The 26451-nt window shown below is 68.6% G+C and carries 32 protein-coding genes and 1 tRNA gene; 10 read left to right on the forward strand and 23 right to left on the reverse strand.

Translation table 11 applies throughout. The annotated features are described in order from the left end of the window. Positions 1-134: 134 nt before the first annotated feature. Entirely contained in the window at positions 135-746 is a 612-nt protein-coding gene (locus AC3WLE_RS13625; RefSeq protein ID WP_492319995.1) for an HD domain-containing protein, read from the reverse strand. 138 nt (positions 747-884) lie between these two features. Here AC3WLE_RS13625 and AC3WLE_RS13630 point away from each other — a divergent pair, with 138 nt between their 5' ends. From AC3WLE_RS13630 to AC3WLE_RS13650, 5 genes are all read left to right on the forward strand, one after another. Continuing rightward, positions 885-1304 carry a GNAT family acetyltransferase gene (locus AC3WLE_RS13630; protein WP_492319996.1) on the forward strand — a complete coding sequence of 140 codons (420 nt, stop codon included), beginning with the start codon at positions 885-887 and terminating at the stop codon, positions 1302-1304. Between the two features lie 32 nt (positions 1305-1336). After that, positions 1337-1687 (forward strand): GFA family protein, encoded by a 351-nt coding sequence (locus AC3WLE_RS13635; RefSeq protein ID WP_013958300.1) that lies wholly within the window; start codon positions 1337-1339, stop codon positions 1685-1687. A gap of 7 nt (positions 1688-1694) precedes the next feature. Then, complete coding sequence (locus AC3WLE_RS13640; protein WP_492319997.1) at positions 1695-2114, forward strand: VOC family protein; 420 nt, start codon at positions 1695-1697, stop codon at positions 2112-2114. A 97-nt stretch (positions 2115-2211) separates the two neighbouring features. Then, on the forward strand, positions 2212-3501 hold the full coding sequence (locus AC3WLE_RS13645; protein WP_492319998.1) for an MFS transporter: 1290 nt from the start codon (positions 2212-2214) through the stop codon (positions 3499-3501). Between the two features lie 87 nt (positions 3502-3588). After that, the gene (locus AC3WLE_RS13650) at positions 3589-4812 is read left to right on the forward strand and encodes an MFS transporter (protein WP_492319999.1); all 1224 of its coding nucleotides are present in this window, start codon (positions 3589-3591) and stop codon (positions 4810-4812) included. A gap of 6 nt (positions 4813-4818) precedes the next feature. Here AC3WLE_RS13650 and AC3WLE_RS13655 read toward each other — a convergent pair whose 3' ends face one another. Further along, positions 4819-5703 carry a DODA-type extradiol aromatic ring-opening family dioxygenase gene (locus tag AC3WLE_RS13655; protein ID WP_492352468.1) on the reverse strand — a complete coding sequence of 295 codons (885 nt, stop codon included), beginning with the start codon at positions 5701-5703 and terminating at the stop codon, positions 4819-4821. Positions 5704-5935: 232 nt separating this feature from the next. Between AC3WLE_RS13655 and AC3WLE_RS13660 the strand changes: the two genes are divergently transcribed. From AC3WLE_RS13660 to AC3WLE_RS13670, 3 genes are all read left to right on the forward strand, one after another. Then, complete coding sequence (locus AC3WLE_RS13660) at positions 5936-6310, forward strand: hypothetical protein (RefSeq protein WP_492357382.1); 375 nt, start codon at positions 5936-5938, stop codon at positions 6308-6310. Between the two features lie 226 nt (positions 6311-6536). Continuing rightward, the gene (locus tag AC3WLE_RS13665) at positions 6537-7469 is read left to right on the forward strand and encodes a hypothetical protein (RefSeq protein ID WP_492352469.1); all 933 of its coding nucleotides are present in this window, start codon (positions 6537-6539) and stop codon (positions 7467-7469) included. 81 nt (positions 7470-7550) lie between these two features. Next, positions 7551-8861 carry an MFS transporter gene (locus AC3WLE_RS13670; RefSeq protein ID WP_013958307.1) on the forward strand — a complete coding sequence of 437 codons (1311 nt, stop codon included), beginning with the start codon at positions 7551-7553 and terminating at the stop codon, positions 8859-8861. A gap of 72 nt (positions 8862-8933) precedes the next feature. Here the strand turns inward: AC3WLE_RS13670 and AC3WLE_RS13675 are convergent, their stop codons facing one another. Further along, entirely contained in the window at positions 8934-9290 is a 357-nt protein-coding gene (locus AC3WLE_RS13675; protein WP_492320004.1) for a DUF2314 domain-containing protein, read from the reverse strand. 105 nt (positions 9291-9395) lie between these two features. Between AC3WLE_RS13675 and AC3WLE_RS13680 the strand changes: the two genes are divergently transcribed. Beyond that, positions 9396-10013: a DNA-3-methyladenine glycosylase I gene (locus AC3WLE_RS13680; RefSeq protein WP_492320005.1), complete on the forward strand. Its 618-nt coding sequence runs from the start codon at positions 9396-9398 to the stop codon at positions 10011-10013. 386 nt (positions 10014-10399) lie between these two features. Here AC3WLE_RS13680 and AC3WLE_RS13685 read toward each other — a convergent pair whose 3' ends face one another. Further along, the gene (locus AC3WLE_RS13685) at positions 10400-11368 is read right to left on the reverse strand and encodes a cation diffusion facilitator family transporter (protein ID WP_492357381.1); all 969 of its coding nucleotides are present in this window, start codon (positions 11366-11368) and stop codon (positions 10400-10402) included. Positions 11369-11518: 150 nt separating this feature from the next. On the opposite strand from AC3WLE_RS13685, the gene AC3WLE_RS13690 reads away from it, so the two are divergent. Further along, positions 11519-11770 carry a hypothetical protein gene (locus AC3WLE_RS13690; RefSeq protein WP_010813430.1) on the forward strand — a complete coding sequence of 84 codons (252 nt, stop codon included), beginning with the start codon at positions 11519-11521 and terminating at the stop codon, positions 11768-11770. 79 nt (positions 11771-11849) lie between these two features. On the opposite strand, the gene AC3WLE_RS13695 is transcribed toward AC3WLE_RS13690, so the two are convergent. From AC3WLE_RS13695 to AC3WLE_RS13785, 19 genes are all read right to left on the reverse strand, one after another. After that, positions 11850-12527, reverse strand: coding sequence for an aspartate/glutamate racemase family protein (locus AC3WLE_RS13695; RefSeq protein ID WP_492320007.1), 678 nt, complete (start codon positions 12525-12527; stop codon positions 11850-11852). 255 nt (positions 12528-12782) lie between these two features. Next, positions 12783-12858: transfer RNA gene (locus AC3WLE_RS13700), tRNA-Ala, on the reverse strand. Positions 12859-12932: 74 nt separating this feature from the next. Then, positions 12933-14654: a thiosulfohydrolase SoxB gene (soxB, locus tag AC3WLE_RS13705; RefSeq protein ID WP_492320020.1), complete on the reverse strand. Its 1722-nt coding sequence runs from the start codon at positions 14652-14654 to the stop codon at positions 12933-12935. Positions 14655-14714: 60 nt separating this feature from the next. Beyond that, on the reverse strand, positions 14715-15209 hold the full coding sequence (locus tag AC3WLE_RS13710; protein ID WP_492357380.1) for a TlpA family protein disulfide reductase: 495 nt from the start codon (positions 15207-15209) through the stop codon (positions 14715-14717). A 5-nt stretch (positions 15210-15214) separates the two neighbouring features. Next, positions 15215-15877 (reverse strand): sulfur oxidation c-type cytochrome SoxX, encoded by a 663-nt coding sequence (soxX, locus tag AC3WLE_RS13715; protein WP_492352472.1) that lies wholly within the window; start codon positions 15875-15877, stop codon positions 15215-15217. 19 nt (positions 15878-15896) lie between these two features. Beyond that, positions 15897-16724 carry a sulfur oxidation c-type cytochrome SoxA gene (soxA, locus tag AC3WLE_RS13720; RefSeq protein ID WP_492352473.1) on the reverse strand — a complete coding sequence of 276 codons (828 nt, stop codon included), beginning with the start codon at positions 16722-16724 and terminating at the stop codon, positions 15897-15899. Between the two features lie 75 nt (positions 16725-16799). Continuing rightward, entirely contained in the window at positions 16800-17252 is a 453-nt protein-coding gene (locus AC3WLE_RS13725) for a DsrE family protein (protein WP_010812116.1), read from the reverse strand. Between the two features lie 86 nt (positions 17253-17338). Then, positions 17339-17650 (reverse strand): thiosulfate oxidation carrier complex protein SoxZ, encoded by a 312-nt coding sequence (soxZ, locus tag AC3WLE_RS13730; RefSeq protein WP_018006135.1) that lies wholly within the window; start codon positions 17648-17650, stop codon positions 17339-17341. Between the two features lie 46 nt (positions 17651-17696). Next, the gene (gene soxY, locus AC3WLE_RS13735; protein WP_010812118.1) at positions 17697-18152 is read right to left on the reverse strand and encodes a thiosulfate oxidation carrier protein SoxY; all 456 of its coding nucleotides are present in this window, start codon (positions 18150-18152) and stop codon (positions 17697-17699) included. 160 nt (positions 18153-18312) lie between these two features. After that, positions 18313-18639 carry a c-type cytochrome gene (locus AC3WLE_RS13740; protein ID WP_492352474.1) on the reverse strand — a complete coding sequence of 109 codons (327 nt, stop codon included), beginning with the start codon at positions 18637-18639 and terminating at the stop codon, positions 18313-18315. 117 nt (positions 18640-18756) lie between these two features. Continuing rightward, complete coding sequence (locus tag AC3WLE_RS13745; RefSeq protein WP_492357379.1) at positions 18757-19794, reverse strand: c-type cytochrome; 1038 nt, start codon at positions 19792-19794, stop codon at positions 18757-18759. Continuing rightward, entirely contained in the window at positions 19778-21127 is a 1350-nt protein-coding gene (gene soxC, locus AC3WLE_RS13750; RefSeq protein ID WP_492357378.1) for a sulfite dehydrogenase, read from the reverse strand. Before soxC ends, AC3WLE_RS13745 begins: the two co-directional genes overlap by 17 nt. 108 nt (positions 21128-21235) lie before the next feature. After that, a complete protein-coding gene (locus AC3WLE_RS13755; RefSeq protein ID WP_011616199.1) occupies positions 21236-21655 on the reverse strand; it encodes an ArsR/SmtB family transcription factor in 420 nt (139 codons plus the stop codon). 47 nt (positions 21656-21702) lie between these two features. Next, positions 21703-22593: an O-acetylserine/cysteine exporter gene (locus AC3WLE_RS13760; protein ID WP_010812123.1), complete on the reverse strand. Its 891-nt coding sequence runs from the start codon at positions 22591-22593 to the stop codon at positions 21703-21705. An 87-nt stretch (positions 22594-22680) separates the two neighbouring features. Continuing rightward, positions 22681-23946 (reverse strand): FCSD flavin-binding domain-containing protein, encoded by a 1266-nt coding sequence (locus AC3WLE_RS13765; RefSeq protein WP_492357377.1) that lies wholly within the window; start codon positions 23944-23946, stop codon positions 22681-22683. Between the two features lie 15 nt (positions 23947-23961). Further along, on the reverse strand, positions 23962-24312 hold the full coding sequence (locus AC3WLE_RS13770) for a c-type cytochrome (RefSeq protein WP_010812125.1): 351 nt from the start codon (positions 24310-24312) through the stop codon (positions 23962-23964). A 170-nt stretch (positions 24313-24482) separates the two neighbouring features. Beyond that, positions 24483-25343: a BON domain-containing protein gene (locus AC3WLE_RS13775; protein ID WP_492320029.1), complete on the reverse strand. Its 861-nt coding sequence runs from the start codon at positions 25341-25343 to the stop codon at positions 24483-24485. Between the two features lie 46 nt (positions 25344-25389). Next, the gene (locus AC3WLE_RS13780) at positions 25390-25977 is read right to left on the reverse strand and encodes a phosphoheptose isomerase (RefSeq protein WP_492320030.1); all 588 of its coding nucleotides are present in this window, start codon (positions 25975-25977) and stop codon (positions 25390-25392) included. Between the two features lie 63 nt (positions 25978-26040). Further along, a complete protein-coding gene (locus tag AC3WLE_RS13785; protein ID WP_492320031.1) occupies positions 26041-26436 on the reverse strand; it encodes a YraN family protein in 396 nt (131 codons plus the stop codon). Positions 26437-26451: the final 15 nt, after the last annotated feature.

Below are 26451 nucleotides of genomic sequence, written 5' to 3' on the forward strand. Positions count from 1 at the left end.
GAGAACTTGACCTGCGCGCATCATGATGCGCGCAGGTCACGTGTCACCTATGTCTCCGAACACCTGTTACCCATGTCCCCGGTCTGTACACCGCTGAGGGGAGAGGGAACACACGGTTGTGTTGTGCTGTCGCCTTACGGCCGCGCCAGCTCCTTTTCTCCCGGCTTCACATACATCGAATTCCTCGGCTGCGCCAGCACGCGCCGCACCATCGGCTCGAAGAACGACAGCGGCAGCGTGTCGTAGTCCGTCATGAAGGCGGCACCGTCGTACTTGCGGCAGAACTCCGCGGTGCGCTCGAACAGCTCGGGCTGGCTGCGGTATTGCTCGCGCAGGTTGCGGTCCAGGCCGAGGTGATGGAAGAAGTAGTAGCCCTGGAACACGCCGTGCTTTTCCACCATCCACAGGTTCTCTGGGCTGACGAATGGCTTGAGGATGGCGGCGGCAATGTCGGGATGATTGAAGCTGCCGAGCGTATCGCCGATATCGTGCAGCAGCGCGCAGACCACGTATTCCTCGTCCTGGCCGTCGCGGTGCGCCAGTGTCGCGGTCTGCAGCGAATGCGTGAGCCGGTCCACGGGGAAGCCGCCGCAATCGCCATCGAGCAGGCGCAGGTGCGCCAGCACGCGATCCGGCAGCGCCCGCGCGAATGGCATGAATTCGGCGGAGATGGCGGCCCAGTCCTCGCGGGTGCCGTGTTCCATATGGCTGAAGGTGGCGCGTGCAGGCGCGTGGGTGTCGCTCATGCGGGTCTCCTTTGGTGGCAGCGTGCGCGATGGCCGCGCATCGTCTCGCCGTGTTTTGCAGGCATTGTGGCATCCGCAGCGGCGCTACACTGTCAAAAAGCTAACAATGTGCCGGCATATTGCGGCGCACCACCAAGCATGCTGATCCGTCCTTTCCGCCCGGAAGACCAATCCTGCGTCATTGCCTTGTGGCAGGCCTGCGGCCTGACCCGTCCGTGGAACGACCCGCAGCGTGATATCGCGCGCAAGCTGACCGAGCAGCCTGAACTGTTCCTGGTCGGCGACATCGACGGCAAACCCGTCGCCACTGCCATGGTGGGGTTCGACGGGCATCGCGGCTGGGTCTACTATCTGGCGGTACAGCCCGGCCTGCAGGGCAAGGGCTACGGGCGCATGCTGATGGCGCATGCCGAGCAGTTGCTGATCGAGCGGGGCTGCCCCAAGATCAACTTGCTGGTACGCGCAGGCAACCGCGCCGTGATCGATTTCTACGACAAGCTGGGCTATGCGCCCGATGAAGTGGTCAGCCTGGGCAAACGACTGATTCCAGATATTTAGCGGGCACGCCGGACCGACCTCAAGGAGACGACATGACTTTCCACGGAAGCTGCCACTGCGGCGCCATTGCCTTCGAAGTGGAGGCCGACAGCATCCCCAGCGTGATCCGCTGCAACTGCTCGATCTGCCGCCGGCGCGGCCACCTGCTGTGGTTCGTGCCGCGCGCGACGTTCAAGCTGGAAACGCCGGAGAGCAATGCCTCCACCTACCGCTTCAACACCATGAAGATCGCGCACCGCTTCTGCCCGGTGTGCGGCTGCGGTCCGTATGCGGACGGGCAGGACAAGGACGGCAAGCCGATGGCCGCGGTCAATGTGCGCTGCCTGGACAATGTCGACCTGGACAGCCTGAAGGTCATCGACTACGACGGACTGCACCACTGAGGCCGCCATGTTCCGCATCCTGGGCATCGACCACCTGGTACTGCGCAGCGCAGACGTTGACGCGCTGCGGCGCTTCTATGTCGAGGTGCTCGGCTGCAGTGTTGAGCGCGAGCAAACCGAGCTGGGCCTGACGCAGCTGCGCGCGGGCAGCGGACTGATCGACCTGGTCGCGCTCGACGGCCCGCTCGGCCGCGCCGGCGGCGCCGGACCGGGAGCGCAGGGCCGCAACCTGGACCATTTCTGCCTGCGCATCGACCCGTTCGATGCCGACGCGGTGCGGGCGCACCTGGCGCGGCATGGCGTGGACGCCGGCGAGGTGGCGCAGCGCTTCGGCGCCGAAGGCAAGGGACCGTCGCTCTATGTGAGCGATCCGGACGGCAACGTGGTCGAGCTCAAGGGACCGCCTGTTCCGGTGACCGCACAGTAACGTGCGTGTCCCGCGCGCGGAGTGCGCGCGGGATCGCTACAATTTCCGACTGGCCCCACGCGCCGCCGTCCATGGCGACCACCCCGCTGGGCCCGCCATGACAACAATAGAAGCCAGCTCCGACGCGGACGCCGCCAGCACCGCCCCAGACGCCAGCCCGGCACGCACCGGACCCGCGCACCCCGCCACGCCGCCGCGCCGGCTGGTCTGGATCCTCGGCCTGACCGAGACCATCTCCTGGGGCACGCTGTTCTTCGCCTTCACCGTTTTCATCGACCCCATGATCCGCAGCCTGGGCTGGTCCAAGCCCTTCCTGGCGGGCGGCTATTCGCTGGGGCTGCTGGTGTGGGCGCTGTGCTCGTTCGCGGTGGGGCGGTTGCTGGACCGCGCGCCGGCGCGCAAGGTGATGGGCGCGGGCTCGGTGCTGGCCGGGCTGGGCCTGCTGCTGTGGGCATGGACGCCGTCGCAGCCGGTGTTCCTGCTGATGTGGGTGCCGATCGGGCTGGCCATGGCGACCACGCTGTACGAGCCCGCCTTCGTGGTACTGCGCCAGGCCTATGGCGACCAGTATCAGAAGCCGATCGTGGTGGTCACGCTGATGGCCGGCTTTGCCAGCACTATCTTCGTGCCGCTGGCGCAATGGCTGGTGATCCATCTGGGCTGGCGCCCGACGCTGATCGGCTTCGCCGCGCTCAACCTGCTGGTCTGCGCGCCGCTGCACGCGCGCATGCGCTACGCGCTGCATCCCACTTATTCCGGCATGACCCCCGCCGACGGCCAGGCCGGCAGCCGCGACATTGCCCGCGCCACGCTGCGTCAGCCGGTGTTCTGGGCGGTGGTGCTGGCCTTTACCGCGACCGCGGTGGTGGCCTCGCTGCTGGGGGCGCACCTGATCCCGATGCTGACCGAAAAGGGCATGCCGGTGGCGCAGCAACTGGTGGTGGCCGCGCTGATCGGCCCGGCCCAGGTGGCGGGCCGCATGCTGATGATGCGCGCGGGGGTGCGCCACCCGGTGCGGCTGTCGCTGCCGGTCTATGCGCTGATGGGCGCCGGGCTGCTGTGCTTTGCGCTGGGGCACGGCGCCTGGCTGATGGTGGCCGCGGTGCTGTACGGCTGCGCCAACGGCGTCAACACCATGCTGCGCGCGATGGCCATGCCGGAACTGATCTCGCGCCATCACTACGCCACGCTCAACGGCCTGATGATGACGCCGGTGCTGCTGATGCAGGCCGCCGCGCCGTGGCTGGGCGCGCTGCTGTGGCGTGCCGCCGGCGGCTACTGGCTGATGCTGTGGGTGATGGTGGCGCTGGCGCTGGGCGCGCTGCTGGCCTTCGGCTACGCGCTGCACCGGCGCGGGCTGCTGCGCGTGGATGCCGCCAGCCGGTAGCGCGGCGTTGTCATACCCGCCTCGCGCCGATGCGGGACAATGACGGCTTTTGCAGGGGCACCGCCGCCCCCCCTGCCGCACCCTCCCATGCCTGAGCCGCATTCCCCGACCGCTTCCGCGCCCTTGCCGGCCACGGTGTCGCGCGCCACGCGCGGCACCATGGCGCTGTTCTTCGTCAATGGCGCCACCTTTGCCACGTGGGGCGTGCATATTCCCACGATCAAGGCACGCTTCGGCCTGTCCGACGCGATGCTGTCTCTGGCGATGCTGGCCGTGGCCGGCGGCGCCATCCTGGCGATGGGCCCGGTCGGGCGCTGGGTGGCGCGCGCGGGCAGCGCGCGGGCGTCGATGACGGGCGGGCTGCTGTTTGCGCTGGCCACGGTGGCGATCCTGGCGATGCCATCGTTCTGGCTGCTGCTGCCCGCGCTGGTGGCGTTCGGCATGGCCAATGCCGCCTTCGATGTCGCCATGAACGCACAGGCGGCCACGGTCGAGGCCAGCCGCACGCGGCCCGTGATGTCGGCGCTGCACGGCATGTTCAGCCTGGGCGGCATGGCCGGCGCGGGTGCGGGCGGCCTGGTGCTGTCACTGGACGTGGCGCCGCTGGCACATGCGGCGATGATGGCGGGCGTGACCGCGGCGGTGGCGCTGGGTACGCTGCCCGGGCTGCTGGCGGACCATCCGGTGCTGCCATCGGCGGCCCACCATCGCGACCACGCGGTGCGCGCGCTGTGGCTGCTGGGCCTACTGGCGTTCCTGGGCCTGGTCGGCGAAGGCGCGATGTACGACTGGACCAGCGTCTATATGCGCGACGTGGCGCAGGCGCCCGATGGCTGGATCAGCCTGGGCTACGCTGCGTTCTCGGGCGGGATGGCGTGCGGACGCTTCGGCGGCGACCGCCTGCGCGCGCGCCTGGGCGACGGCGCCACGCTGACTGGCAGTGCCTGGCTGGGCTTTGGCGGCATTGCGCTGGCGCTGCTGGTGCCGCTGCCGCTAGCCGCGCTGGCAGGCTTTACGCTGATGGGGCTGGGCGCGGCCAATATGGTGCCGATCTTCTTCGTTGCCGCGTCGCGGCTGCCGGGCGTGGCGCCGGCCGAAGCAATTTCGCGCGTGGCGCGCTTTGCCTACCTGGGGCTGCTGCTGGGGCCGGTGCTGATCGGCGGGGTCGCGCACCTGGCCAACCTGCGCATCGGGCTGGCGCTGGTGGCGCTGACCATGGGCTGGATCGCGCTCGCGGGCGCGCGCTCGGCACGGCGCTACCTGCCGGCGCGCGCCGGCACGCCGGCGGCACAGGCCCCGGCCGAACGGTAACGCGCGTCAGGCCGCCGCGCGCAGCGGTGCGCCGGCGCCCAGGCCCTCGAACACGAAGCTGTCCATGGCGAGCACGCCATAGGTCACCTCATCGGCAACCCGCGACACGCTGGCCGGCGCCGGCCCTGCGCCACTGGCAGCCTGGGGACCCAAGGCCGCGCCCAGCGCCACGAAGAACGGCAGCAGGTGCTCGTCGGTCGGGTGCGCGCGGCGCGCATACGGCGCCTGGGCGCGGTAGTCGGCAATGCGGCCGGTATCGCCGCTGGCCAGGGCCTCGTCGAGGGCATCCGCCATCCAGCCGCGGAAGGCTTCCACATATGGCTCGGCCTGCGCCCCATGCTGGTCGCGCCGGCCGCCGCCAAACACTTCCTGCAGGTTGTGCGTGAAGCTGCCGGAGGCCAGCACCAGCACGCCCTCGTCGCGCAGCGGCGCCAGCGCGCGGCCGATCTCGATCTGCGTTGCGGGCGACAAGTAGGGGTTCAGCGCCAGTTGCACCACCGGCACGTCGGCATCCGGGAAGAAGTGGCGCATCGGCATCCAGGCGCCGTGGTCCAGCGGGCGTTCTTCGTCCTGGCCGACAAACCCGGCACCGGGGACCGCTGCCGCCTCGACCAGGGCCTTGACCCGCCCGGCCAGCGCCGGCGAACCCGGGGCGTCGTAGCGCAGTGCGTACAGCTCGCGCGGGAAGCCGCCGAAATCGTGCCAGGCTTCCTGGCGCTCGCGGCTGGTGACAGCCAGCGTGCTGTAGATCCAGTGCGCCGAGATCACCAGCACCGCGCGCGGGCGCCGGGTGCGCAGTTGCCCGCCCAGCGCATCGAAGGCGGCGCCGGTGGGGCCGGGATCGATGGCGAGCATCGGGGAACCGTGGGAGATGTAGAGCGAGGGAAGCATGGCAGGACCACCTTCAAACTGTTTGTGTACCTGCATCCAGTTTGGCAAAGATCCGCGCTGGGCACGGGCGCCATTTGCGGACACGTCGTGCAAAAAAGTTGAACGGCCGGGCCCAGCGTGGCGTGGCGCACACAGCGCCTCGGTCACCGGCAACGCAGCCAGGGGCGATCGGCCTATGATGCAACCGTGAGCCCCCGGCGGTGTCATCCGGCGGGGCTCCTGCAACGCCTTGATGCCACCGGCACGCCCCGCGCGCCATGTGTGGCCGGAGACTTCGGTGGTACCGCGCATCCTGCGCCGCCCCGGGCGGCACCCTCCCTTCCTGGCCCACTGGTGGCAACCGGGCGTCTACGGCAGCGTGCCCGCCGTCGCCCTGTGGATCCTGGCGCGCCTGCCGGCCGGCTTGCTGGCATCCCTGGCCGGCACGCCCGCTGCGGCAACCTGGCTGAACCATGCCGGCGACACCGTGTTCGTGACCGGCTGGGCCGCCAGTGCGCTGCTGCTGTGGCTCACGCGCCGCCGGCCGGCGCCCACCCATCCAGCCATGCCGGCTACGCCGCCCTCCCCGCCCTCCGGACCGTCGACCCGCCGCCATCCGGCCGCCTGACCGGCGCCGCGCCGATTTAAGGCGGCAGCAGTCCGATCTGAAAGATTTCGCGCGACGCTCCCTCACTATCCTGCGTCGCTAGAATGCGCGGGAGATTGCCGCACGGCAGCGCGCTGCGGCACTGACTGCACAGAGATTGTCCATGTCCGCACGCCGGCGACACCGACGGTTCCACCCCGCGCCTAGCCGCCGCTCGCGGCCCCTTTGGCGGACGGCCCTGGCCGCCATGGGCGCGGCGGCGCTGCTGGCCGCCGGCGCGGCACATGCCCAGGGCGCGCCCGGACTGCGCCTGGCCGGGGCCAATGTGCAGCGGCACGCCAACGCGGTGCTGTCGCTGATGGCGTACTCGGTGGTGCCGGACCTTACCTCCAGCTCGCTGTCGATCAACAACACCAGCACCGACGATCCCGGCATCGTCATGTCGCAGCTGGGCGGCGGCTTCACCATCAGCAAGTCGTTCCCGCTCTACCTGGAAGGCGCCATCGCCTACAGCCGCTACGATCCCACCTTCGTTGCCACCAATGGCGCCGAATCCCGCGCCATCCCGACCCGCTGGAACACCTTTTCCGGCACCATCGGCGTGGGCTGGGACTTTCCGCTGACGGCCAACAAGGAACTGGTGTTCCGGCCGATCTTCAACGCCTCGCTGGGCAATGTCTCCAGCGACCTGTCAATCGGCAAGTTCGCGGTCGAGCAGGTCACCGATCGCCAGCTCAACTTCCTCGACGGCGGCAGCCTGAATGCCTACGGGCTGGGCGGCTCGGTGATGCTGGACTGGGAGCACTACCGCGAGAACTACGAGATCGACGTGGAACTGCGCTACACCAATATCCACCTGCAGAGCTTCGGCGGTACGTCCAGCGCGGTCACGGGCACGGCCACGGCGCAGACCGCCAACCTGTGGGCGCGCTGGCGGGCGCCAACCGGAATGCATGCGTTCGACCGGCCGGTACGATACGTGCTTGAGCTATCACATTCACACTACCTTGGCAGCCAGGCCGGCATCCTCGGCTTCAACTACCTGACCACGCTCGGCACCGGGCTGGAACTGGACACCAGCGCGCATGAGGTCTTTGTCACGCGGATCCGGGCGGTGCTGCGCTATGTGTTCGGCAACAACGTGTCGGGCGTCTCGCTGGGGCTGGCGGTCAGCTTCTGAGCGCGTTCACGGCGGTTCAGGGGCGGATGGAAAATTAAGGAATCGCTTAATATCACGGTTTCCCCGCCTTTCCGACGCTTCATGACCGCGACTACCGCCCCCATCCCCGACATTTCAGCCGCCACCCGACGAAAGGCGATCATCGCCGCGACCATCGGCAACGGCCTGGAATGGTTCGACTTCACCGTCTACAGCTTCTTTGCCGTCATCATCGCCAAGCTGTTCTTCCCGACCGGCGATGACCTGACCTCGTTCCTGCTGACCGTCGCCACCTTCGGTGTGGGCTTCTTCATGCGCCCGGTCGGCGCCATCGTGCTGGGCGTCTACGCCGACCGCGTGGGCCGCAAGGCGGCGCTGACGCTGACCATCTTGCTGATGGCGCTGGGCACGGCCATCATCGGGCTGGCCCCGACCTACGACCAGATCGGCCTGTGGGCACCGGCGCTGATCGTGCTGGCGCGCCTGATCCAGGGCTTCTCCGCCGGCGGCGAGGTGGGAGGCGCCACCGCCTTCCTGATCGAGCACGCGCCCGACGCCGAGCGCGGCGCCTACGCCAGCTGGCAGCAGGCCAGCCAGGGCATCTCCTTCATGCTGGGCGCGGCCATGGGCGCGCTGGTCACCAATGGCCTGTCGCCCGAGCAGATCGATGCCTGGGGCTGGCGCATCCCGTTCCTGTTCGGCCTGCTGATCGGCCCGGTCGGCATGTATATCCGCTCGCACCTGGACGAGCCGCCCGAGTTCGAGGCGCGTCAGGCCGCGCGCAAGGCCGCCAAGGTCAAGTTCTCGCCGCTCACGCAGGTGCTGCGCGACCACCCGCGCGAAGTGCTGGCCGGCCTGGGCGTGACCATCCTGTGGACGGTGTGCACCTACGTGCTGGTGTTCTACATGCCGTCGTACGCCAAGCAGCAGCTGGGCCTGCCGCTGGGCGCGACCTTCAAGTCGACCGCGCTGTGCGGCGCCATCATCCTGGTGCTGTGCCCGCTGATGGGCATGCTGTCGGACCGCATGGGCCGCAAGCGCATGCTGGGCATCGTGGCGCTGCTGATCGGCGTGCTGGCTTATCCGCTGTTCCACTGGCTCAATGTGTCGCCGAGCACGCAGACGCTGCTGCAGGTGCAGATCGTGCTGGGCATCCTGCTGGCGGCCTTCACCGGCCCGGCCCCGGCGGTGCTGGCCGAGCAGTTCCCGACCGAGGTGCGCTCCACCGGGCTGTCGCTGGCCTACAACTTCGCCGTGACCATCTTCGGCGGCTTTGCGCCGCTGATCGTGACCTGGCTGATCGAGTCGACGCAGAACAAGCTGGCGCCGGCTTACTACGTGATCGCCGCTGCCGTGGTGAGTTTTATCGCGCTGGTGTTCATGCACGACCGCACGGGCAAGAAGCTGGCCTGAGCCGTCCGCGCCAGTTCCAGGCAAGAAAGCCAGCCGCGAGGCTGGCTTTTTTGTTGCGCGCGGGCAGCCCGTCTAGCCGGCTTCGTCCTCGTCCCGGTGGATATTGATCACATGCCGAGCCTCGAAGCACAGCGGCATGCCCGGGTTCATCTCGTCGGTGCAATACGGCTGGTTATCAAGCTCGCCGGTATAAAGGCTGCCCTCGCGCCCGGTGACGATGACCCACATCCGCTCCACGTGAACCTCTTCGCTGCCCGTCTCGTCCGCGACCAGGATGCGGAAGATCAGCTTGACCAGCTGGCCGGGTGCGAGTTCATCACGCTCCTCGCGCGGCGGCATCCAGAAGGTCTCGGGATGGGCGGCGGCGATGGGCTCGGCGTCGTCGAGCTCCCATCCGTCTTCGTCCAGGGTTGTCAATCGCATGTCCATTTTCAGCCTTCCGCAATCTCTCAGGTGCGGGCATGATCGCAGCAAATGCGCCGGTCGGCGAGAGCCTGGCCGGCGTGCGGGACTTTCAACAGGGAACAGGTACCCATGACAAGCAAGAAGGAAGCAGCGGTGCGCTGCGGCTGGTGCGGCACGCTGGAGGACTATTGCCACTACCACGACACCGAGTGGGGCTTTCCGGTCGCCGACGACCGCCGGCTGTTCGAGAAGCTGTGCCTGGAAGGCTTCCAGTCCGGCCTGAGCTGGCTGACCATCCTGCGCAAGCGCGAGGCCTTCCGCAAGGCGTTTGCCAATTTCGACATCGAAAAGGTGGCGCGCTTCAGCGAGCGCGATATTGCGCGCCTGCTCGGCGACGCCGGCATCGTGCGCCACCGCGGCAAGATCGAGGCGGCCATCAACAATGCGCAGCGGGCCCGCGAACTGCTGGAGACGGAATCGTCGCTGGCCGCCTACTTCTGGCGCTTCGAGCCCGATCCGTCCAGCCGGCCCAGGGTGCTGACACCCGAGGTGCTGCGCACCATGGCGACTTCGCCGGAATCCACGGCGCTGTCAAAGGACCTGAAGAAGCGCGGCTGGCGCTTTGTCGGTCCCACCACCATGTACGCGCTGATGCAGGCGATGGGGCTGGTCAATGACCACCAGGAAGGCTGCACGACCCGGGCCGAGGTGCTGGCTGCACGCAAGGTGTTCAAGGTGCCGCGCTAGCGTTGCGTGGACGTATACCCGGCGCGCGCCAGGTATACGCCGGCGCACCAGCGCCATGGCCCGCGTAAACGTCAGGCCAATGCGAACGGCGCAACGGTCCTGTCTATGTCTTTAATATTGTTTACGTATGTAAACATAGTAGTAGTAGGTAAACCAGGCATCAGGCCGTGGATAAGTCACCTTTCTCCTTTCGGCTCAGGGACTTGCAGCAAAGATAACCACCGCGGGATAACCCTGATTCGCCGGGATAGCGTGGCAGTCACGTATACGTCAGCAGTGCGGGCGCCGCAGTTATCCGTATACGTCCCACAAGGCGCCCCCAGGCGGGGCACAGCTTGTCCGGCCGGTTATCCCCAGCAACCGGCAAAGATGTCCACAGGCCGGGCTCAGGCAGCGCTGGCCTGGCTGCTCATGTATACGGGATCGACGTGCGTCATCACGTTGAGCACGTGATGGTGCTCCAGGGTGCGGCGCCGGGCTTCGACCGCGATCGCATGCCCCTGCGCCACCGTCAGCGCGGCATCGATCTCCAGGTGCACGTCAACCAGCACCTGGTCGCCCATCTTGCGGGTGCGCAGGTCGTGCAGGCCCAGCACGCCGGGCGTGCCCAGCATGGTCGCGCGGATCGCCGCGACGGTTTCCTCGTCGGCCGCGCGGTCCATCAGGTCGTTGAGCGCATCCCAGCCGAAACGCAGGCCCATGCGCGCAACCATCAGCCCGACCACGATGGCCGCCACCGGGTCGAGCATGTGGTAGCCCAGCAGGTTGCCGCCAATACCCAGCGCCACCACCAGCGACGAGGCCGCATCCGAGCGCGCATGCCAGGCATTGGCCACCAGCATGCCCGAGCGCACGCGCCGCGCCACCGCGAGCATGTAGCGGAACAGCAGTTCCTTGGACACCAGCGCGACCAGTGCCACCCACAAGGCCACTGGCTGCACCGGCTGCAGGCTGGCCGGGTGCTGCAATTTGTCCACCGCCGCCCACAGCATGCCTGCCCCCACCGCCAGCAGCAGCGCGCCGAGTGCCAGCGACGCCGCGGTCTCGAAGCGCAGGTGGCCGTACTGGTGTTGGGCGTCCGGATCCTTGCGGCTCTGCCAGGCGGCCAGCAGCACCACGAAGTCGGACAGCAGGTCCGAGAGGGAATGCGCGGCGTCGGCGATCAGCGCCTGCGAGCCAGAGATGACACCGGCCACCGCCTGCGCGGCGGTCAGGCCGATATTGACGGCCACGCTGACCAGCGTGCTGCGCCGGCCAGCCCGGTGGCGCGCGTCGGCCTCGGCCGGGCTGGCGGCGGTGGCGTCGTCCGGAAGGCCGGCGGATGCCGGCCGCAGAGGGTTGTGTTCCGATTCCATCGGGTGACTATAGCCCAACATCCGCGACAGGCGGACCGGGCCACGGCGGCGCTGCCGTGCCGATTTCGTAACAGCGCTGGCGAAGTTCTGGTGTCGCCTTTACCGTTACACAGGACGGGAACACCCGGACACTGCAAGGAGGACCCAACGATGGCGATTCGGTCACTTGCCTCGCACAGCACATCCCAGCTGCGCCGCCTGGTCGGACAGATGCAGGCGGAAGTCGATGCATTAGAGAACCTTTCCACCCCAGACGCCGACGCGCAAAGCCGCCTTGGCTATGCCATCGGCCGCCTGCGCGACGGCATCGAGGCGGTCGAGGACGCGCTGCAGTCGCTGCGCGCGCTGCAACAGGTACGGCCGTCGGCGATGAAGGCCCGCCGGCCGACCCGGGTGGCCTAGCCTACCCGCGCCTGCACGCTGGCGCGACCCACACGGCCGGGCAAATCGCTCGCGCTCCTTGTTGTCCCCACGGGCCGGCTTACGCCGCCGGGCAATAGCGCAGCGCCTGCGACATGGCCGCGCACGCCGCCGGCACCGGGCCGATGACGGGAATCGGAAAGCGCTGGCCCAGCGCCCGGGCGGCCTCGCCCAGCGGGCCGCCGCCGATGATCACGGCTTGCGCGCCGTCGGCTCGGATGCAGGTATCGACCGCGCCCGCCAGCAGGTCTTCCTGCTGCTGCGGCGCGCCGCCCAGCGCGCGCGGATCGCCCTCGGTGAAGCGCGTGCCCGTGAACAGCTCGTCCAACCCCTGCCGGCGCACGCTGGCGCTGATCGACGCCGCCAGCCGCGGCGTGGTGGTGGCGATGCCGAAGCGCCGCCGCCCGGCTGCGGCCGCGTGCATCGAGGCTTCGCCGATACCCACCACCGGCACTGACAGCTGCGCGCGCAGGGCCTCGATGCCGGGGTCGCCGAAGGCGCCGACGATCACGCCGTCGGCACCGCCGGCCAGGCGCAGCATGTCTGCAGCGCAGATCGCCTCGGCGGCCACGGCAAGATCGTCTTCGTCGATGATCATCGGCGCGCCGCGCGTGACCGTCGCGCCGACCACGGCCGGCGGCGCGGGCATGGCCTGCGCGAACCAGGCGCGCGCGATCTCGACCATCATCTGCGTGGTGGCGCTCGACGTATTCGGGTTGATCAGCAGGATGTGGCTCATGGATGCCTCTTGAGATTCAGGAATGCCAGCGCAGGGACATCGCCAGCGGGTGGCTCGATTTCCTGTTGGCTTGCATGGGATCGAACAAGGCCCCGGCGGGCGTAGGTTGGCGGCGGCACAAGGCGCGTACGCCTGTGCCGAGGTGTCAACGATAGCGTATGGCGGCTGCCAGCGCGAGATGGCGGACAGCGCAGGCGGCAGAAACACAAAAGCCCCGGAAAGCGTTGGCTTTCCGGGGCTTTTGCGCGGGATATCTGGTGGACCGAAGGAGGATCGAACTCCCGACCTCTGCATTGCGAACGCAGCGCTCTCCCAGCTGAGCTATCGGCCCGTGGCGGTTGATTGTAGCGTAATACGGCAGCGCCCTTCAATCCTCTGCGCGGCGCGTGACGGGGCCGCACAACATCAGGCGGCCATGCCCGGATTGCCGTCCATGCCGCGCACGCGCGGCAGGTTCAGCGGGCGGGCGCTGACTTCCCTGGTGCTGCGCAGCCACTGCGCCATCACGTCCCAGATCGGCGCGCCGCCGGCCTGGCGCGCCTCTTCGGCCACCGGGGCCCAGCCCGCCACCTTGTAGGTCTTGCCGGCTTCCAGCGGCTTGCCGGCCAGGCGCATGTCGCTGATGCGCTTGCCCATGCCGGCGGTCGGATCGATGGTGTATTGCAGCCCGCCCACGCGCACCATGTCGCCGCCCTGCTGGTAGTACGGGTCGGGATTGAACAGGTTGTCGGCCACGTCTTCCAGGATGGTCTTGATGGTCTCGCCGCTCATCTGCGTCACCGTGGTGTACGGGTAGGTGATGGCGGTCTGGTCCATCAGGTGTTCCATGGTGATGGCCTCGCCCGGCAGCAGCGTGGTGCCCCAGCGGAAGCCCGGCGAGAACGCGATCTGCGCGCCCTGGGCCTGCATCAGGCCGTCCAGGATCAGCTGGTCGAAGGTGCCGTTGAAATTGCCGCGGCGGTACAGCAGGCCGCGGTTGACGGCCAGCACTTCGCCCAGTTTTTGCTCATAGGGCGCGCGTACCTTCCTGATCAGCGCGTCCATGGCGGGGTCGGCCGGCAGGTAGTTGGCGAACACCGGCAGCAGCCGGTAGCGAAAGTCCGCGACCTTGCCGCCCTTCACGTCAAAGTCCAGCACGCCGAGGAACTTGCCGTTGGAGCCGGCATTGGTCACCAGCGTGGTGCCGCCGGCATTCTTCACCGGCACCGGCGCGGGCATGCCGTCATGGGTATGGCCGCCCAGGATGGCGTCGAGCCCGCGCACGCGCGAGGCCAGCTTCAGGTCCACGTCCATGCCGTTGTGGGACAGCAGCACCACCGCCTGCGCGCCCTTGCCGCGCGCTGCGTCGATGACCTGCTGCAGATTCTCTTCCTGGATGCCGAAGGTCCAGTCCGGCACGAAGTAGCGCGGGTTGGCGATGGGCGTGTACGGGAACGCCTGGCCGATGATGGCCACCGGCACGCCGTTGATCTCGCGGATCACGTACGGATCGAACACCGGATCGCCGAAATCGTTGGTCTTGATGTTCTGCGCCAGGAAGGCGACCTTGCCCTTGAAGTCCTTGTCGACGATCTCCTTGACGCGGTCCGCGCCCAGGGTCATCTCCCAGTGCGGCGTCATCACGTCCACGCCCAGCGCCAGCGCGGCATCGACCATGTCCTGGCCCTTGGTCCACAGCGCGGTGGCCGAGCCTTGCCAGGTATCGCCGCCATCGAGCAGCAGGGCGCCCGGCCGGCCTGCCTTCAGCCGTTTCACCAGCGTGGCCAGGTGCGCAAACCCGCCGACCTTGCCATAGCGGCGCGCGGCCTCGTTGAAATCCAGGTAGGTGAACGCATGCGCCTGCGGCGTGCCGGGGCGGATGCCGTACTGGCGCAGCAGCGCGTCGCCGACCAGGTGCGGCGGCTTGCCGGCATAGTCGCCGATACCGAGGTTGACGTTGGGCTCGCGGAAATACACCGGCCGCAGCTGCGCATGGCAGTCGGTGAAATGCAGCAGGTGGACGTTGCCGAAGCGCGGCAGGTCGTACATGGCCTCGGCGGCCTGCGCGGCGTGCGCGTCTTGATGGGGGAACGTCATGCCGCCGGCGCCGGCAATGGCCAGCACCTGCAGGAACTCGCGTCGGTTCATGTCTCTTCCTGGAATTGACGGTGGCGGTCGGCCCTGGCGCGGGCGTCCGCCATCGCAAAACTATGGCCGCGCGTACCGCTCCAGCGCCGCCACGTCGTCTTCAAGCATTTCGCCCACTTCCTTCTGCACCACGCGGCCGCGCGCGTCGATCACGTACAGCTCCGGCAGTCCCTTGCGCTTGCCGAACACGGCCTGCAGCGCGGGCGAATCCATCGTCGCCGGGAAGGTGTAGCCGCGCTTCTTCATGTAGTCGGCAGCCTCGCGCGGATCCTTGTCGATGCTGATGGTCAGCACCTGCAGCGGCGTGCCGCGCGTGCGTTCATAAAGCTTCTGCAGGCGCGGGTTCTGCATCGCGCAGAACGGGCACCACGAGGCCCAGTATTCGACCACCAGCGGCTTGCCGGCCAGCGCGCCAGCGCTGAGGGTGCGCCCGTCGAGCGTGCGCACGTCGGACAGGCGCACGGTGTCGCCGACCTCCAGCGCTGCCGCGCCGGCTGCGGCGCCGGCCAGGCTGAAGGCCAGCAGCCAGCGCAGCAGCACGGCAGGCGCGCGCATCGGCCTTACTGGTTGACCGGCGAGGCCGGGTCGAGCAGCAGCGCCATCACGTCGCGGATCTGGGCCTCGGTCAGGATGCCCTTGTGGCCGAAGCGCGGCATGTTGGAGCAGGCGGCGTAGGCGCTGGAGTCCCAGATCTTGCCCCAGGTGTACTTGATGACTTCCTGCGAGTTGCCGCGCAGCTTGCCGTACTGGTACAGCGACGGGCCGATATTGCCGAACGAGATCTCGGCCTTGGTCATCTGGTGGCAGGCGTAGCAATTGCCGCCGTTGGTGCCGCCGACCTGGTCGGTGAACTGCATGCCGCGGCCGTTCTGGGCGACCTTTTCGCCTTCCTTCCAGTCGCCCAGCCATTTGTCTTCGGCGGGGTATTTCACCTGCTTGAGCTCGGCGGCTTCGATCTTCTTGGCAAGCTTTGCCGGCACCTTGGTGCGGTCCGGGTACTGGCTGCAGGCCTGCTGCATGCCGTCCTGGTTGAGCACGCCCTCGACCGTGACCGGGCCGCGTGACGAGAACGAGTCCTCGATCAGGTGCTTCATGTCGGCACCGCTGACGGCGGCGGGCTTGCCCTTGGGCGTGCGGGCCCTGGTGCTGTCCTGCGCGTGGGCGCCGCCTGCCAGCAGGGTGGCCAGGGCCGCGATGGCCAGTGCCTGGTGTTGTCGTTGCATGTTGTCTCTCCCGTACTGGTCAGCGCTTCATCGCCGGGCCGTCGTAGGTCCCGCCGTTGGCGTTCTTCGCCAGGAACATGGTCAGCGCGGTGATCACGTCCGAGCCATAGGCGGGTTCGGGAAAGCGCTGCTGGCGCAGGCAGTCGTACAGGCGGTGCTGCATGGTGCGGACCTCGCCCTGCGAGACGCGGTAGGCGGGCCAGGTGGTGTAGGCCGCCTGCGCGCCCTTGTCGGTCAGCAGGTTGGGCAGGTCCTGCAGCCGGATGCGCTGGCCGTCCACCGCATGGCAGGTGGCGCAGGCAAAGTCATAGGCGCCGCCGCGGTAGAAGAACATCTTCTCGCCCAGCGCATAGGTGCGCTTTTCTTCGGGATGGCTGAGCTGCACGTTCATCTTCACACCGCGCGACTCGCCGGTCAGGTAGGCCACCAGGCGCTCGATCTCGGACGGCTTGCCCGACGACGAGAACGGGTTCTTCGTTGCCTCCTCCCTGGTCAGCCCCTGCAGCGTCATGCGGCAGTAGGCGAGCCGCTGCTCCAGGTCCATCACCTTGCTGGCGTCCTTGAAGTAGCGCGGCAGCTCGGCGTAGGCGCCCTTGGTCACGCCCGGGCCCTTGCCCAGGTCGCATTGTTCCAGCGAGGCGTTCTTCGGGCCGGCCGGCTTCTTCCACAGTTCTTCGCCGGCGGCTTCCCACAACTCGGCGGGATTGCCTTCGGCCAGCATCTGGCGGTACTTGGCGATTTCGTCGGCGGTGCTGCCCTGCGCATGCACGGCGGCAGCAGAGGCCACCGCAGCGGTGGCCGCCGCGGCCAGCGCGGCGCGCCGGGCCAGGCTTCGGATGGTGTTCATGGGGCTTCTCCTCGCGGCCTCGCACCGTGGCGGGCCGTTCTCTCTCTCTTGTTGCCGGAAGCTACGCCGCCCGGCTCAGGGCTTGATATAGGCGTAGCCTTCTTCGGCCTGCAGGCGCGCAATCTCGACCACGCCGGCCGGTACCACCTTGGCTTCCATCAACAGGCTCGATTCCGCAATCTTGCGTGCGGTCAGCGTGTTGCGGCACACGCGGAACTCCACCCCGGCCGAGGCCAGCGCGCCCACCGGGCCGTCAAAGGTGTTGCCGCGCGCATCCTTGGCGCCTTCGACCAGGAAATCGATGCCGTAGCCGAACGCCACTACCACGATCTTCGTTCCCGGCGCGCCGTTCAGGTGGTTGCGCAGGTTGCCCATCGCGCGCACCGCCTGGTCGATGCCTTCCGACAGCTGGTACACCACCTTGATGCGCCCGCCCTTGCCCGCAGCCGGCGCGGCCTGGGCCGCGGCTTTTGCCGACAGGCCGATGGCGGCCAGCGCCGCCGATGCTCGAATAAATGCTCGCCGCATGTTGTTCCTTCCCGCCGGGCCAGTCCCGGCATCCGTCCCGAACCTTAGCAGAGGACGGCGTGGCCTGCCGGCCGCGGGAACGGCTGTCAGGCGATGGTCGCTTCGTCGGTGCGCTTGTCGCCCTTGTTGTCGATCCAGGTCACTGCGACCTTGTCGCCCTTGGCGCCGCCCTTGAACTTGAAGTTCAGGAACGGGTCCTTCGACACCGCCGGGCCGAACTGGGCGCGGAACACTTCCTTGCCCTTGCACTGGGCGGTCACGGTCTGGATATGCCAGGCCGGCACGACCTTGCCGGACGCATCCTTGCGCTGGCCGGTTTCCATGTCGTGCTTCATCAGAATCTTGACGTCAACCACGCCGCCGTTTTCGGTGGCGCGTACGCGCATCGGGTCTGCCATGTGTTTCTCCTGTTGCAGTTTGGGAATCTCGATCCGGGGCGCGGCGTCAGCCGCCGCAGCCGCCCAGCGTGACCTTGATTTCCTTCGATGCCACGTACCACTTGCCGCCGGCCTTGACCGCGGCATGCACGACCGAGGTCTGGCCCATCTTCACGCGCGTGGAGACGAACGGCTCGGTGCCGGCCGGGATGATGAAGTCGGCGGCCAGCGTGTTGGGGTTCTTTTCCACCAGGATCGCGATCTGCTCGGTATCCGGGATGGTGCTGGTCACGGCCACCGGCACCACGGCGCCGTTCTCGGCGATATCGGGGGCGGTGAAGGTGATGGCGGTGCTTTTCTCGGTGCCGCTGCCGCCGAGCGCCTTGATCACGTCGGCAACGCTCTTGCCGTCAAAGGCGTTCTTGTTCCACTCGGCCGCCTGCGCCTCGCTGATCAGGCCGGTGGCGGCCATCAGCGACAGGACAGCGGTAACCCGCAGCACTTCTCGTCGTTTGGAATTCATGTTTCTGCTCTCCGGCTACTCCGTTCCAGTCGGTAAATGACCGCTTCGGGGATTCTTCTTCATGCGGCCGGTACATGGCCGGCCGCTGGTCTGTCCTGGCCGCGCGGCATTCACCGCCCGGCCTGGTGCATCGGCGGACTGCCCGCCTGGTCGGTAAGGCTTACTTGGCGGGGGCGCCAGCCAGCACCCACTCGACCACGGTCTTCAGGTCGGCGTCGCTGAGCGACGCGTTGGCGGGCATCGGCACCGGGCCCCAGACGCCCGAGCCACCGCTCTTGACCTTCTTGGTCAGCGTCGCCAGGGCGTTCTTGTCGCCCTTGTACTTGGCGGCCACTTCCTTGTAGGAAGGACCGACCAGCTTCTTGTCGACCTGGTGGCAACCCATGCAGGCGTTCTTGTTGGCGATCTCCTGTGCCTTGGCGGCATCGACCGCGTGGGCCGATGCGGCGGCGCCGAGCATCAGCGCTGCGATGACAAACTGCTTCATTGTTAAGCTCTCCAAGCTCTGTAAAGCCGTGGGGACGGCAAAGGCCGCTGGGCCGTACTGCAATGGCTTCGCGGCACACACTGGCCGCCGCCCGGGGGCACTGCGGTGGCCAGTCCGCTATTTTGCCTCAAGAATCCAGCCCACCATGGCCTGCACGTCCGAATCCGGGATCTGCGGCTGCGCCGGCATCGGCACGCTGCCCCATGCGCCCTGTCCGCCCGCCTTGACCTTGCGCGCCAGCGCGCCGTGCGCGTCCTGGCCCTGGTACTTGCCGGCGATGTCGGCAAAGGACGGCCCAACCAGCTTGCGGTCCATCGCATGGCAGGCCATGCACTGGTACTGGCTGGTGAGCCGCGCGCCCGGCGCGGCCGGCTCCGAAGGAGCTGATGCAGCACTTTTCGATATGGTATTGCCCGCGGCCACGCCGCGCACCGGGCCGAAGCTCCGCTGCTGCTGCGCCAGTTCGCCATGGGCATCGCGGGCATAGTCCGGTATCGACGAGGTAATCGCCACCTTGCCGGCGCAATCCTTCATGCAGGCCGTATTGCGCGTGTCCGGGCGGCCGCGCCCCGGCCACAGGCCGTGGCCGGTGGTCATGCCGTCGCGGTTGGGCATGCGCCGCTGGACCTCGGCGATATTGGCGTCGGACAGCGTGAAGTCGGCCGGGACGATCTCGCCCAGGTGCAGCATATAGGCGGTGACCGCGTAGACGTCGCCCACGCTCAGGCTCTTGGGGGCGTTCCACGGCATGGCGCGGTGGATGTAGTCCCACAGCGTGCTGACGGTGCTGACCTTCATCAGCGTGGTGCGGTACGGCTGGTTGCCGGTCATGCCGGCCACGCGGCCGCGCCTGATGTCTTCGGCGGTGGTGCCGCCGACCAGCGGCGTGAACACCTCGTTGGATTCGCCGAAGTCGCCGTGGCACGACGCGCACTTGCCGTCCCAGACCTTCTGCCCCTGCGCCACCGTGCCGCTGCCCCTGGGCAGGCCCTGGAAGTCCGGGCGCACGTCGATGTCCCACGCGGCGACTTCGGCGGGCGTGGCGGTGCGGCCAAGTGCCGCACGCGCGTCGGCCGTGCCCGCCCATGCCGGGGCGGCGCTGACGGCTGCCAGCACCAGGGCGGCGGCGGTCCTGAGTTCAGCCCACATGGACATTGGACACCTCGCCGCCTGCCGCCACCTGCCAGCTCTGGATGGCGTTGTTGTGGTAGATCGAGCGCGTGCCGCGCACCGCGCGCAGCTGCCCCAGCTTCGGCTGCACATAGCCGGTGTCGTCGATGGCGCGGCTTTGCAGGATGGCGGGGCCGCCGTCCCAGACCCAGTCCAGGTTGAAGCGCGTCAGGCACTTGGACAGCACCGGCGCCTCCAGCCGCGCGCTGCGCCAGTTGCGCCCGCCGTCGGTCGAGACATCGACACGCCTGATGCGCCCGCGCCCCGACCACGCCAGCCCGCTGATGCTGTAGAAGCCCTTGCCCACCAGCTGCTGTCCGCCCGAAGGCGTGGTGATGACCGACTTGCACTCCTGGATCGAGGTGTACTGGCGCAGCTTGCCGTCCGGCATCATGTCCACGTAGTGAATGGTCTCGTCCTTGGCATTCCAGGGCTGGTCGCCCAGTTCCAACCGGCGCAGCCACTTGACCCACGACACCCCCTGCACGCCTGGCACCACCAGCCGCAGCGGATAGCCGTTCTCGGGGCGCAGCATCTCGCCGTTCATGCCCCAGGCGACGATGATCTCGTCGGCCAGCTCCATCGGGATGGTGCGCGTCATCGACGAGCCATCGCCGCCTTCGGCCAGCAGGTAGCGGCCGCGGCGCAGGTCGGCGCCGGCATCGTCCAGCAGCACCCGCAGCGGCACGCCGGTGAACTCGCAGCACGACAGCATGCCATGGGTGTACTGCACCGTGGGCACGGCCACGTTGCCCCATTCCATGCCGGTGTTGGCGCCGCATTCGATGAAATGCATGCGCGACACCGCCGGCAGGCGCATCAGGTCGTCCATGGTGTAGACGCGCGGCGTGCGCACCAGGCCGTTGAGCATCAGGCGGTGGCGGGCCGGGTCGAGATCGTGCCAGCCCTGGTGGTGGCGCTCGAAATGCAGGCCGTTGGGGGTGATGATGCCGAAGAAGCCCTGCAGCGGCGCGAAGGCCACCGAAGCAGCGGAGACGCGCGTCAGGCCCGGCGATTCGCGCCGCACCAGGTTTTTCTCATGCACGGAGGGCTGCCCGTACGGGCGTGCCGCCACCGGTTGGCCGAGCGAGGTGGCCCAGGGCTGCGGCTGCAGGATGGCGGGATCGCCGTCGGCTGCCAGTGCCTGACGGCCTGCCGTGGCGGCGGCAATCCCCGCGGCCGCGCCCAGGAAGCTCTTGCGCAGGAAGTCGCGCCGCGGCGCGTCCAGGCCGTGCCGGCCGATGTCCTGCTGCAGCGATGCGCTGACGAAGTGCTCGGGCGCGGGCACGATGCGCCCGGGCCGGTTCCGTTCCTGCAAATCGGTCTCCTCCGGCGCGCTCGCCACGGTCCCATGGACCGGTCGGCGTGCCTGTTATCGGGCCGCTGCAGCGGGTGCGGCAGCGATCCGTTTACCGGAAGAGCTGAGCTAGCCTGCGGTGCGCCGCCTGCGCGCCGGGGCTTCGGGTGCCGGCTGTGCCATGAAGCGGTCGACCACGCCGGAGGGCAAGGCGCTGTCCTCCAGCCGGCTCGCCACCTGCACGCAGACCGTGCGGCACAGCTCGATCACGCTTTCGTCCGCAATGGCGTAGAACACCAGGTTCGCCTCCTTGCGGCGCGACAGCACGCCCGAGCGGTACATCGCGTTGAGATGCCGCGACACATTGGTCTGCGACGAACCCACCGTCTCGACCACCGTGCTGACCGGCTTCTCGCCATCGCACAAGGCGTGCAGGATCTTCAGCCGCGTCGGCTCCGCCAACAGGCTGAAGTAGCCCGATACCTTTTCGAATACGCGATCCAGCTCTTCCATGGCATCCAATATATTCGTATATGCGTGAATGCGCATATAGTGTTTACCCACTGATGCAGCACAGCATAAGCGCGGCGGGAGAATCAGCGGCGCGCCAGCGCCCTGCCCGCCCACAGGCGCTGGCCGAACACATTGAGCAGCAGCCCGGCCATCACCACTGCCGCGCCCGCCCACTGCGCGCCGGAAAGGTCCTCGCCCAGCAGCACATGCGCCGACACCAGCCCCACCACCGGCACCAGCAGCGTCAGCGGCGCCACCTGGCTGGCCGGGTAGCGCGTCAGCAGCCGGCCCCACATGGTGTAGCCGAACACCGTCGCCGCAAAGGCCAGGTAAGCCACGGCGAACACGGCCATGCCCGACACATGGGTGACGCTCTGCACGATGCGCGCCGGGCCCTCGACCCACAGCGACAGCAGCGCGAACGGCACGATCGGGATCAGCGCGCCCCAGATCACCAGCCCCAGCAGGTCGACCGGGCCGATCTTCTTGCTGACGATATTGCCGCTGGCCCAGCAGAACGCCGCGCACAGCGTCAGCACGAAGCCCGCCACGCTCATGCCGCCGGCGCTGCCGGCACCGGCCCCGATCAGGGCCAGCCCGCCCGCCGCCACCGCCATGCCCGCGATGTTGTGCCAGCGCACCGGCTCGCCCAGCCACAGCGCAGCAATGGCCAGCGTGAAGAAGGCCTGCGACTGCAGCACCAGCGAGGCCAGGCCGGCCGGCATGCCGACCGCCATGGCGTAGAACAGGAAAGCGAACTGGCCCAGGCTGATGGTGACGCCGTAGGCCAGCAGCAGCCGCCACGGCACGCGCGGGCGCGGCACGAAGAAGATCGCCGGGAACGCCACCAGCAGGAAGCGCAGCGCACCCAGCAGCATCGGCGGCATGTCCGCCAGGCCAACCTTGATGACGACGAAGTTGACGCCCCAGACGCAGACGATGGCGAGGGCGAGTAGACGGTCTCTGGCTTGCATGAGGGGGCTGGGGGCGCGGCCCGGCGCAGTGCCGGACAAAACCCGTAGGGTAGCAGCCCCCGGCCTTCGGGGCATGGCCCCCTGCACCTACCCCAACATCTCCGCCCAGATGCCCTTGGCCCATGCCAGTGCGTAGTCGCCTTCGAGCTGGTTCGGCGCCTCCGACAGCCCGCCCGATCCCGGCACCGTGACCATGGTCTTCTGCGCCGCGTCATAGCGATGCACGCTGGCCACGTGCACCGCCTCGCGGTCGGAGGTGAAGCTGTAGCAGGTGTTGTTGTAGAGCGGCTGCGGATCGGGTGCCCGGCCCGACAGCAGTGCGACCATGGCCGCGGCCGCGACCTTGCCATGCTGGTTGGCCATATGGCCCGACTTGGGCATCAGCGGCGCGATCTGGATGGCATCGCCGATCACGTGGATATTGGCCGCGGCGCGCGACTCGAAGGTGACGAAGTCCACCTCGCACCACTTGCCATTGGCCGTGGCCAGCCCCGCCGACACCGCGATCGCACCGGCGCGCTGGGGTGGCAGCACGTTGAGCACGTCGGCACGCTCGTCGTCCTGCACATCGAACTTGAGCGTGCGCGTGGCGGGGTCCACATCCACCGCGTTGAACTGCGGCCGGTATTCCACCATGCCCGGGTACTGCGACGCCCACACCTTGCGGAACAGCCCGGCCTTGGAGGTGATGTCGGGGTTGGCGTCCAGGATCAGCACCTTGCTGCGCGGCTTGTGCTGCCTGAAGTAGTACGCCACCTGGCAGGCGCGCTCGTAGGGTCCCGGCGGGCAGCGGTACGGCGCCAGCGGGACGCTGATGGCATAGGTGCCGCCGTCCGGCATGGCCTCCAGCTGGCGGCGCAGCGCCACGGTCTGCGGGCCCGCCTTCCAGGCGTGCAGGACCTGGTCGCCGCCGGGCTGCTTCAGCCCGGGCAGCGCATCGCTCATCATTTCGACGCCGGGCGACAGCAGCAGGCGGTCGTAGGGCAGCGTGGCACCGCCTGCGAGGCGCACGGTCCGTTTGGCCGGGTCGATGGCCACGGCGGTATCGCGCACCAGGCGCACGCCGTGGCGGCGCACCAGCGCGTCGTACGGCAAGGTCAGGTCCGCCAGCTGCCGGCTGCCGCCGAGCACCAGGTTCGACAGCGGGCAGGAGATAAAGGCCGGATTGGGTTCGACCAGCGTGACCTCGATCGCTTGCCCGCTCCACTCGCGCAGGTAGCGCGCGGCGGTGGCGCCGCCGTAGCCGCCACCCACCACCACCACCCTGGCCGGCGCCGCGGCGCGTGCCGCCCGGACCCCGACCGAACCCAGTACTGCGGCGCCCGCAGCGCCCAGGAAGCTTCGTCTTTGCATGGTAGTCCCCTGCTGTCAGCGCACCGCGGCGAACCACGCCGTGATGGCCGCGATCTGGTCGTCGCTGTAGCCCTTGGCAATCTGGTGCATCACCGTGGCCGGCCGCGTGCCGGCCTTGAAGGCCTGCATCTGCGCGGCCAGTTCCGCCTGCGGGCGGCCGGCCAGCGGCGGGATCGTGCTGCCCGCCGGCGCGCGCCCGGCGGGGCCGTGGCAGCTGGTGCAGGCGGCGGCCTGGCTGCGCGCCCGCAGCGCGGCATCGGTGGCAGGGGCGGCGCTGTCTGCCGACAGCGCCGGCTGGGCGCCGCACAGCGCCGCGGCCAGCAGCGCCAGCCGCAGCAACACAGCGGGCCGGGGGAAGATTGTCATGGTCTCGCTCCGTGTGGGACCGGCGCTGGGTTCCGCTTGGGGGCGGCCGGCGTGGCTACCGTAGCACATCGGGCAGGGACCGTGTGCGGTGAAAACCGCAGAAGGACAAACGGCGTCCGCATGAGCGGACGCCGTCGGGACCGGCCCCGGAAGCTGGACCGGGCGCGTGCTCAGGGCAGGTTGCGGCCCGGCGGCAGCGTCACCGGCGAAGTCACCGGTGCGGCGACCGGGCTGGTGGTCGCGGTGGTGCCCGTGGCGGCCCCGGCCGGCGCATCGATCGGTCCGCCCACGCCCGGCACCGACTGCACCGGCGCCGGCGTACCGACACTGCCGTCGAACGACGGGTTCTGCGAGGTGGAAGCCGAGTCCAGGCGCGCGCGCTCGGTGTCGTTGACGTAGTCGAAGGCCTTGACCACCTTGGTCACGCCCGAGGCATTGCGCGCCACGTCGGTGGCGCGGTCGCCCTCGGCGGCGGTGACCACGCCCAGCAGGTAGACCACGCTCTTCTCGGTGGTGACCTTGATCGAGTTGGACGGCACGCCGTCGGCGGTCATCAGCAGGGTCTTGACCTTGCTGGTCAGGTAGGCGTCCTGGCTCTGGGTCATGAAGCCCGGCGAGCTGACGACCTCCAGCTCATTGATCACCACGCGCGCATTCTGCAGGCCACGCACATACTGCTCGACCTGCTGCTTGACGGTGTCGTTGCTGGCTTCGCCGGTCAGCAGCACTTTGCGGTTGAACACGGTCACGTTGACGCGGGCCTGGCCGCGGTAGCGCGAGTTGATGGTGTTTTCGGCCTCGAGCTGCAGGCCGCGGTCCACGGTCTGGGTGGCGGCCGGGCGGCGGTCGGTGGCCATGGCCACGCCGGTCCCCATGGCGCCGGCGATCACGGGGAAGCAGCCGGCGAGCTGGGTGGCGCAGACCAGCACGGCCGCCGCGGCCAGGCTGGCGCGGCCAAGACCGGCGGTGCGGGAAGGATGGCGCGCGCCGGCGCCGTTCCGGGGGGCTTGCGTAGTGGGCAGGTTCGTCATGCGGTCCTTGCTGTGGCTGGATGTTGGGAATGGGAGGAAGGCAGCATCAGGCTTCCCCGAGCAGTGCCTCGTCGATGCCGTCGCACAGGCAATGCAGGGTCAGCAGGTGCACTTCCTGGATGCGCGCGGTGCGCTCGCTCGGCACGCACAGGTGGATATCGAATTCATCGAGCAGGCCGGCGATGGTGCCGCCGCCCTTGCCGGTCAGCGCGACCACGGCCATCTCGCGCTGGCGCGCGGCTTCGATGGCGGCGATCACGTTGGCCGAATTGCCCGAGGTGGAAAGCGCCAGCAGGATGTCGCCGGGCTGGCCCAGCGCCTCGACCTGCTTGGAAAACACCTTGCTGAAGTCATAGTCGTTGCCGATCGCGGTCAGGATCGAGCTGTCGGTGGTCAGCGCGATCGCGGCCAGGCCGGGGCGCTCGCGCTCGAAACGCCCGACCAGTTCGGCGGCAAAGTGCTGCGCATCGGCTGCGGAGCCGCCGTTGCCGCAGGCCAGGATCTTGTTGCCGCTGGTCAGCGCGCCGACCATGCGTTCCACGGCGGCGTTGATATAGGGGGCCATCACCGCCGCGGCCTGTCGCTTGGTCTCGGCGCTGTCTAGAAACTGTTGCTGGATACTGTCGATACTCATGGCTCTGGGGGCCTTGTTGTTGCCATTGCGATCCGCGGATCGTACCTTAGGGTCTGCCGCGCATTATGAACCAGCCCCGGCGGCATCCTGGTCAAAGGCATGCTGCAGCCAGTCCAGCCGGCCGGGTTCCAGGGCCACCACGTCGAAGCGGCACGGCGGCACCTGCGCCAGCGTGGCCAGGTAGTGCGCTGCCGCCAGCAGCACGCGCCGCTGCTTGGCCGGCGTGACGCTGGCGGCCGCGCCGCCGAAGCCCCGCCCGCTGCGCTGGCGCACCTCCACGAACACCAGCGTGCCGTCCGGCGCGCGCATGACCAGGTCGATCTCGCCGCCTTTGCAGCGATAATTGCGGACCACGGGCTCCAGGCCCTGGCGCCGCAGGTGTGCCAGGGCCCGGTCCTCCGCCTGCGCACCGCGTAGCTGTGTGGATTGCAACTGCGTGGTGGATTTGAATGATGGCATCAACGGAAGTTCTCA

The sequence above is a fragment of the Cupriavidus sp. FW306-1B-F12B genome, assembly GCF_058781795.1.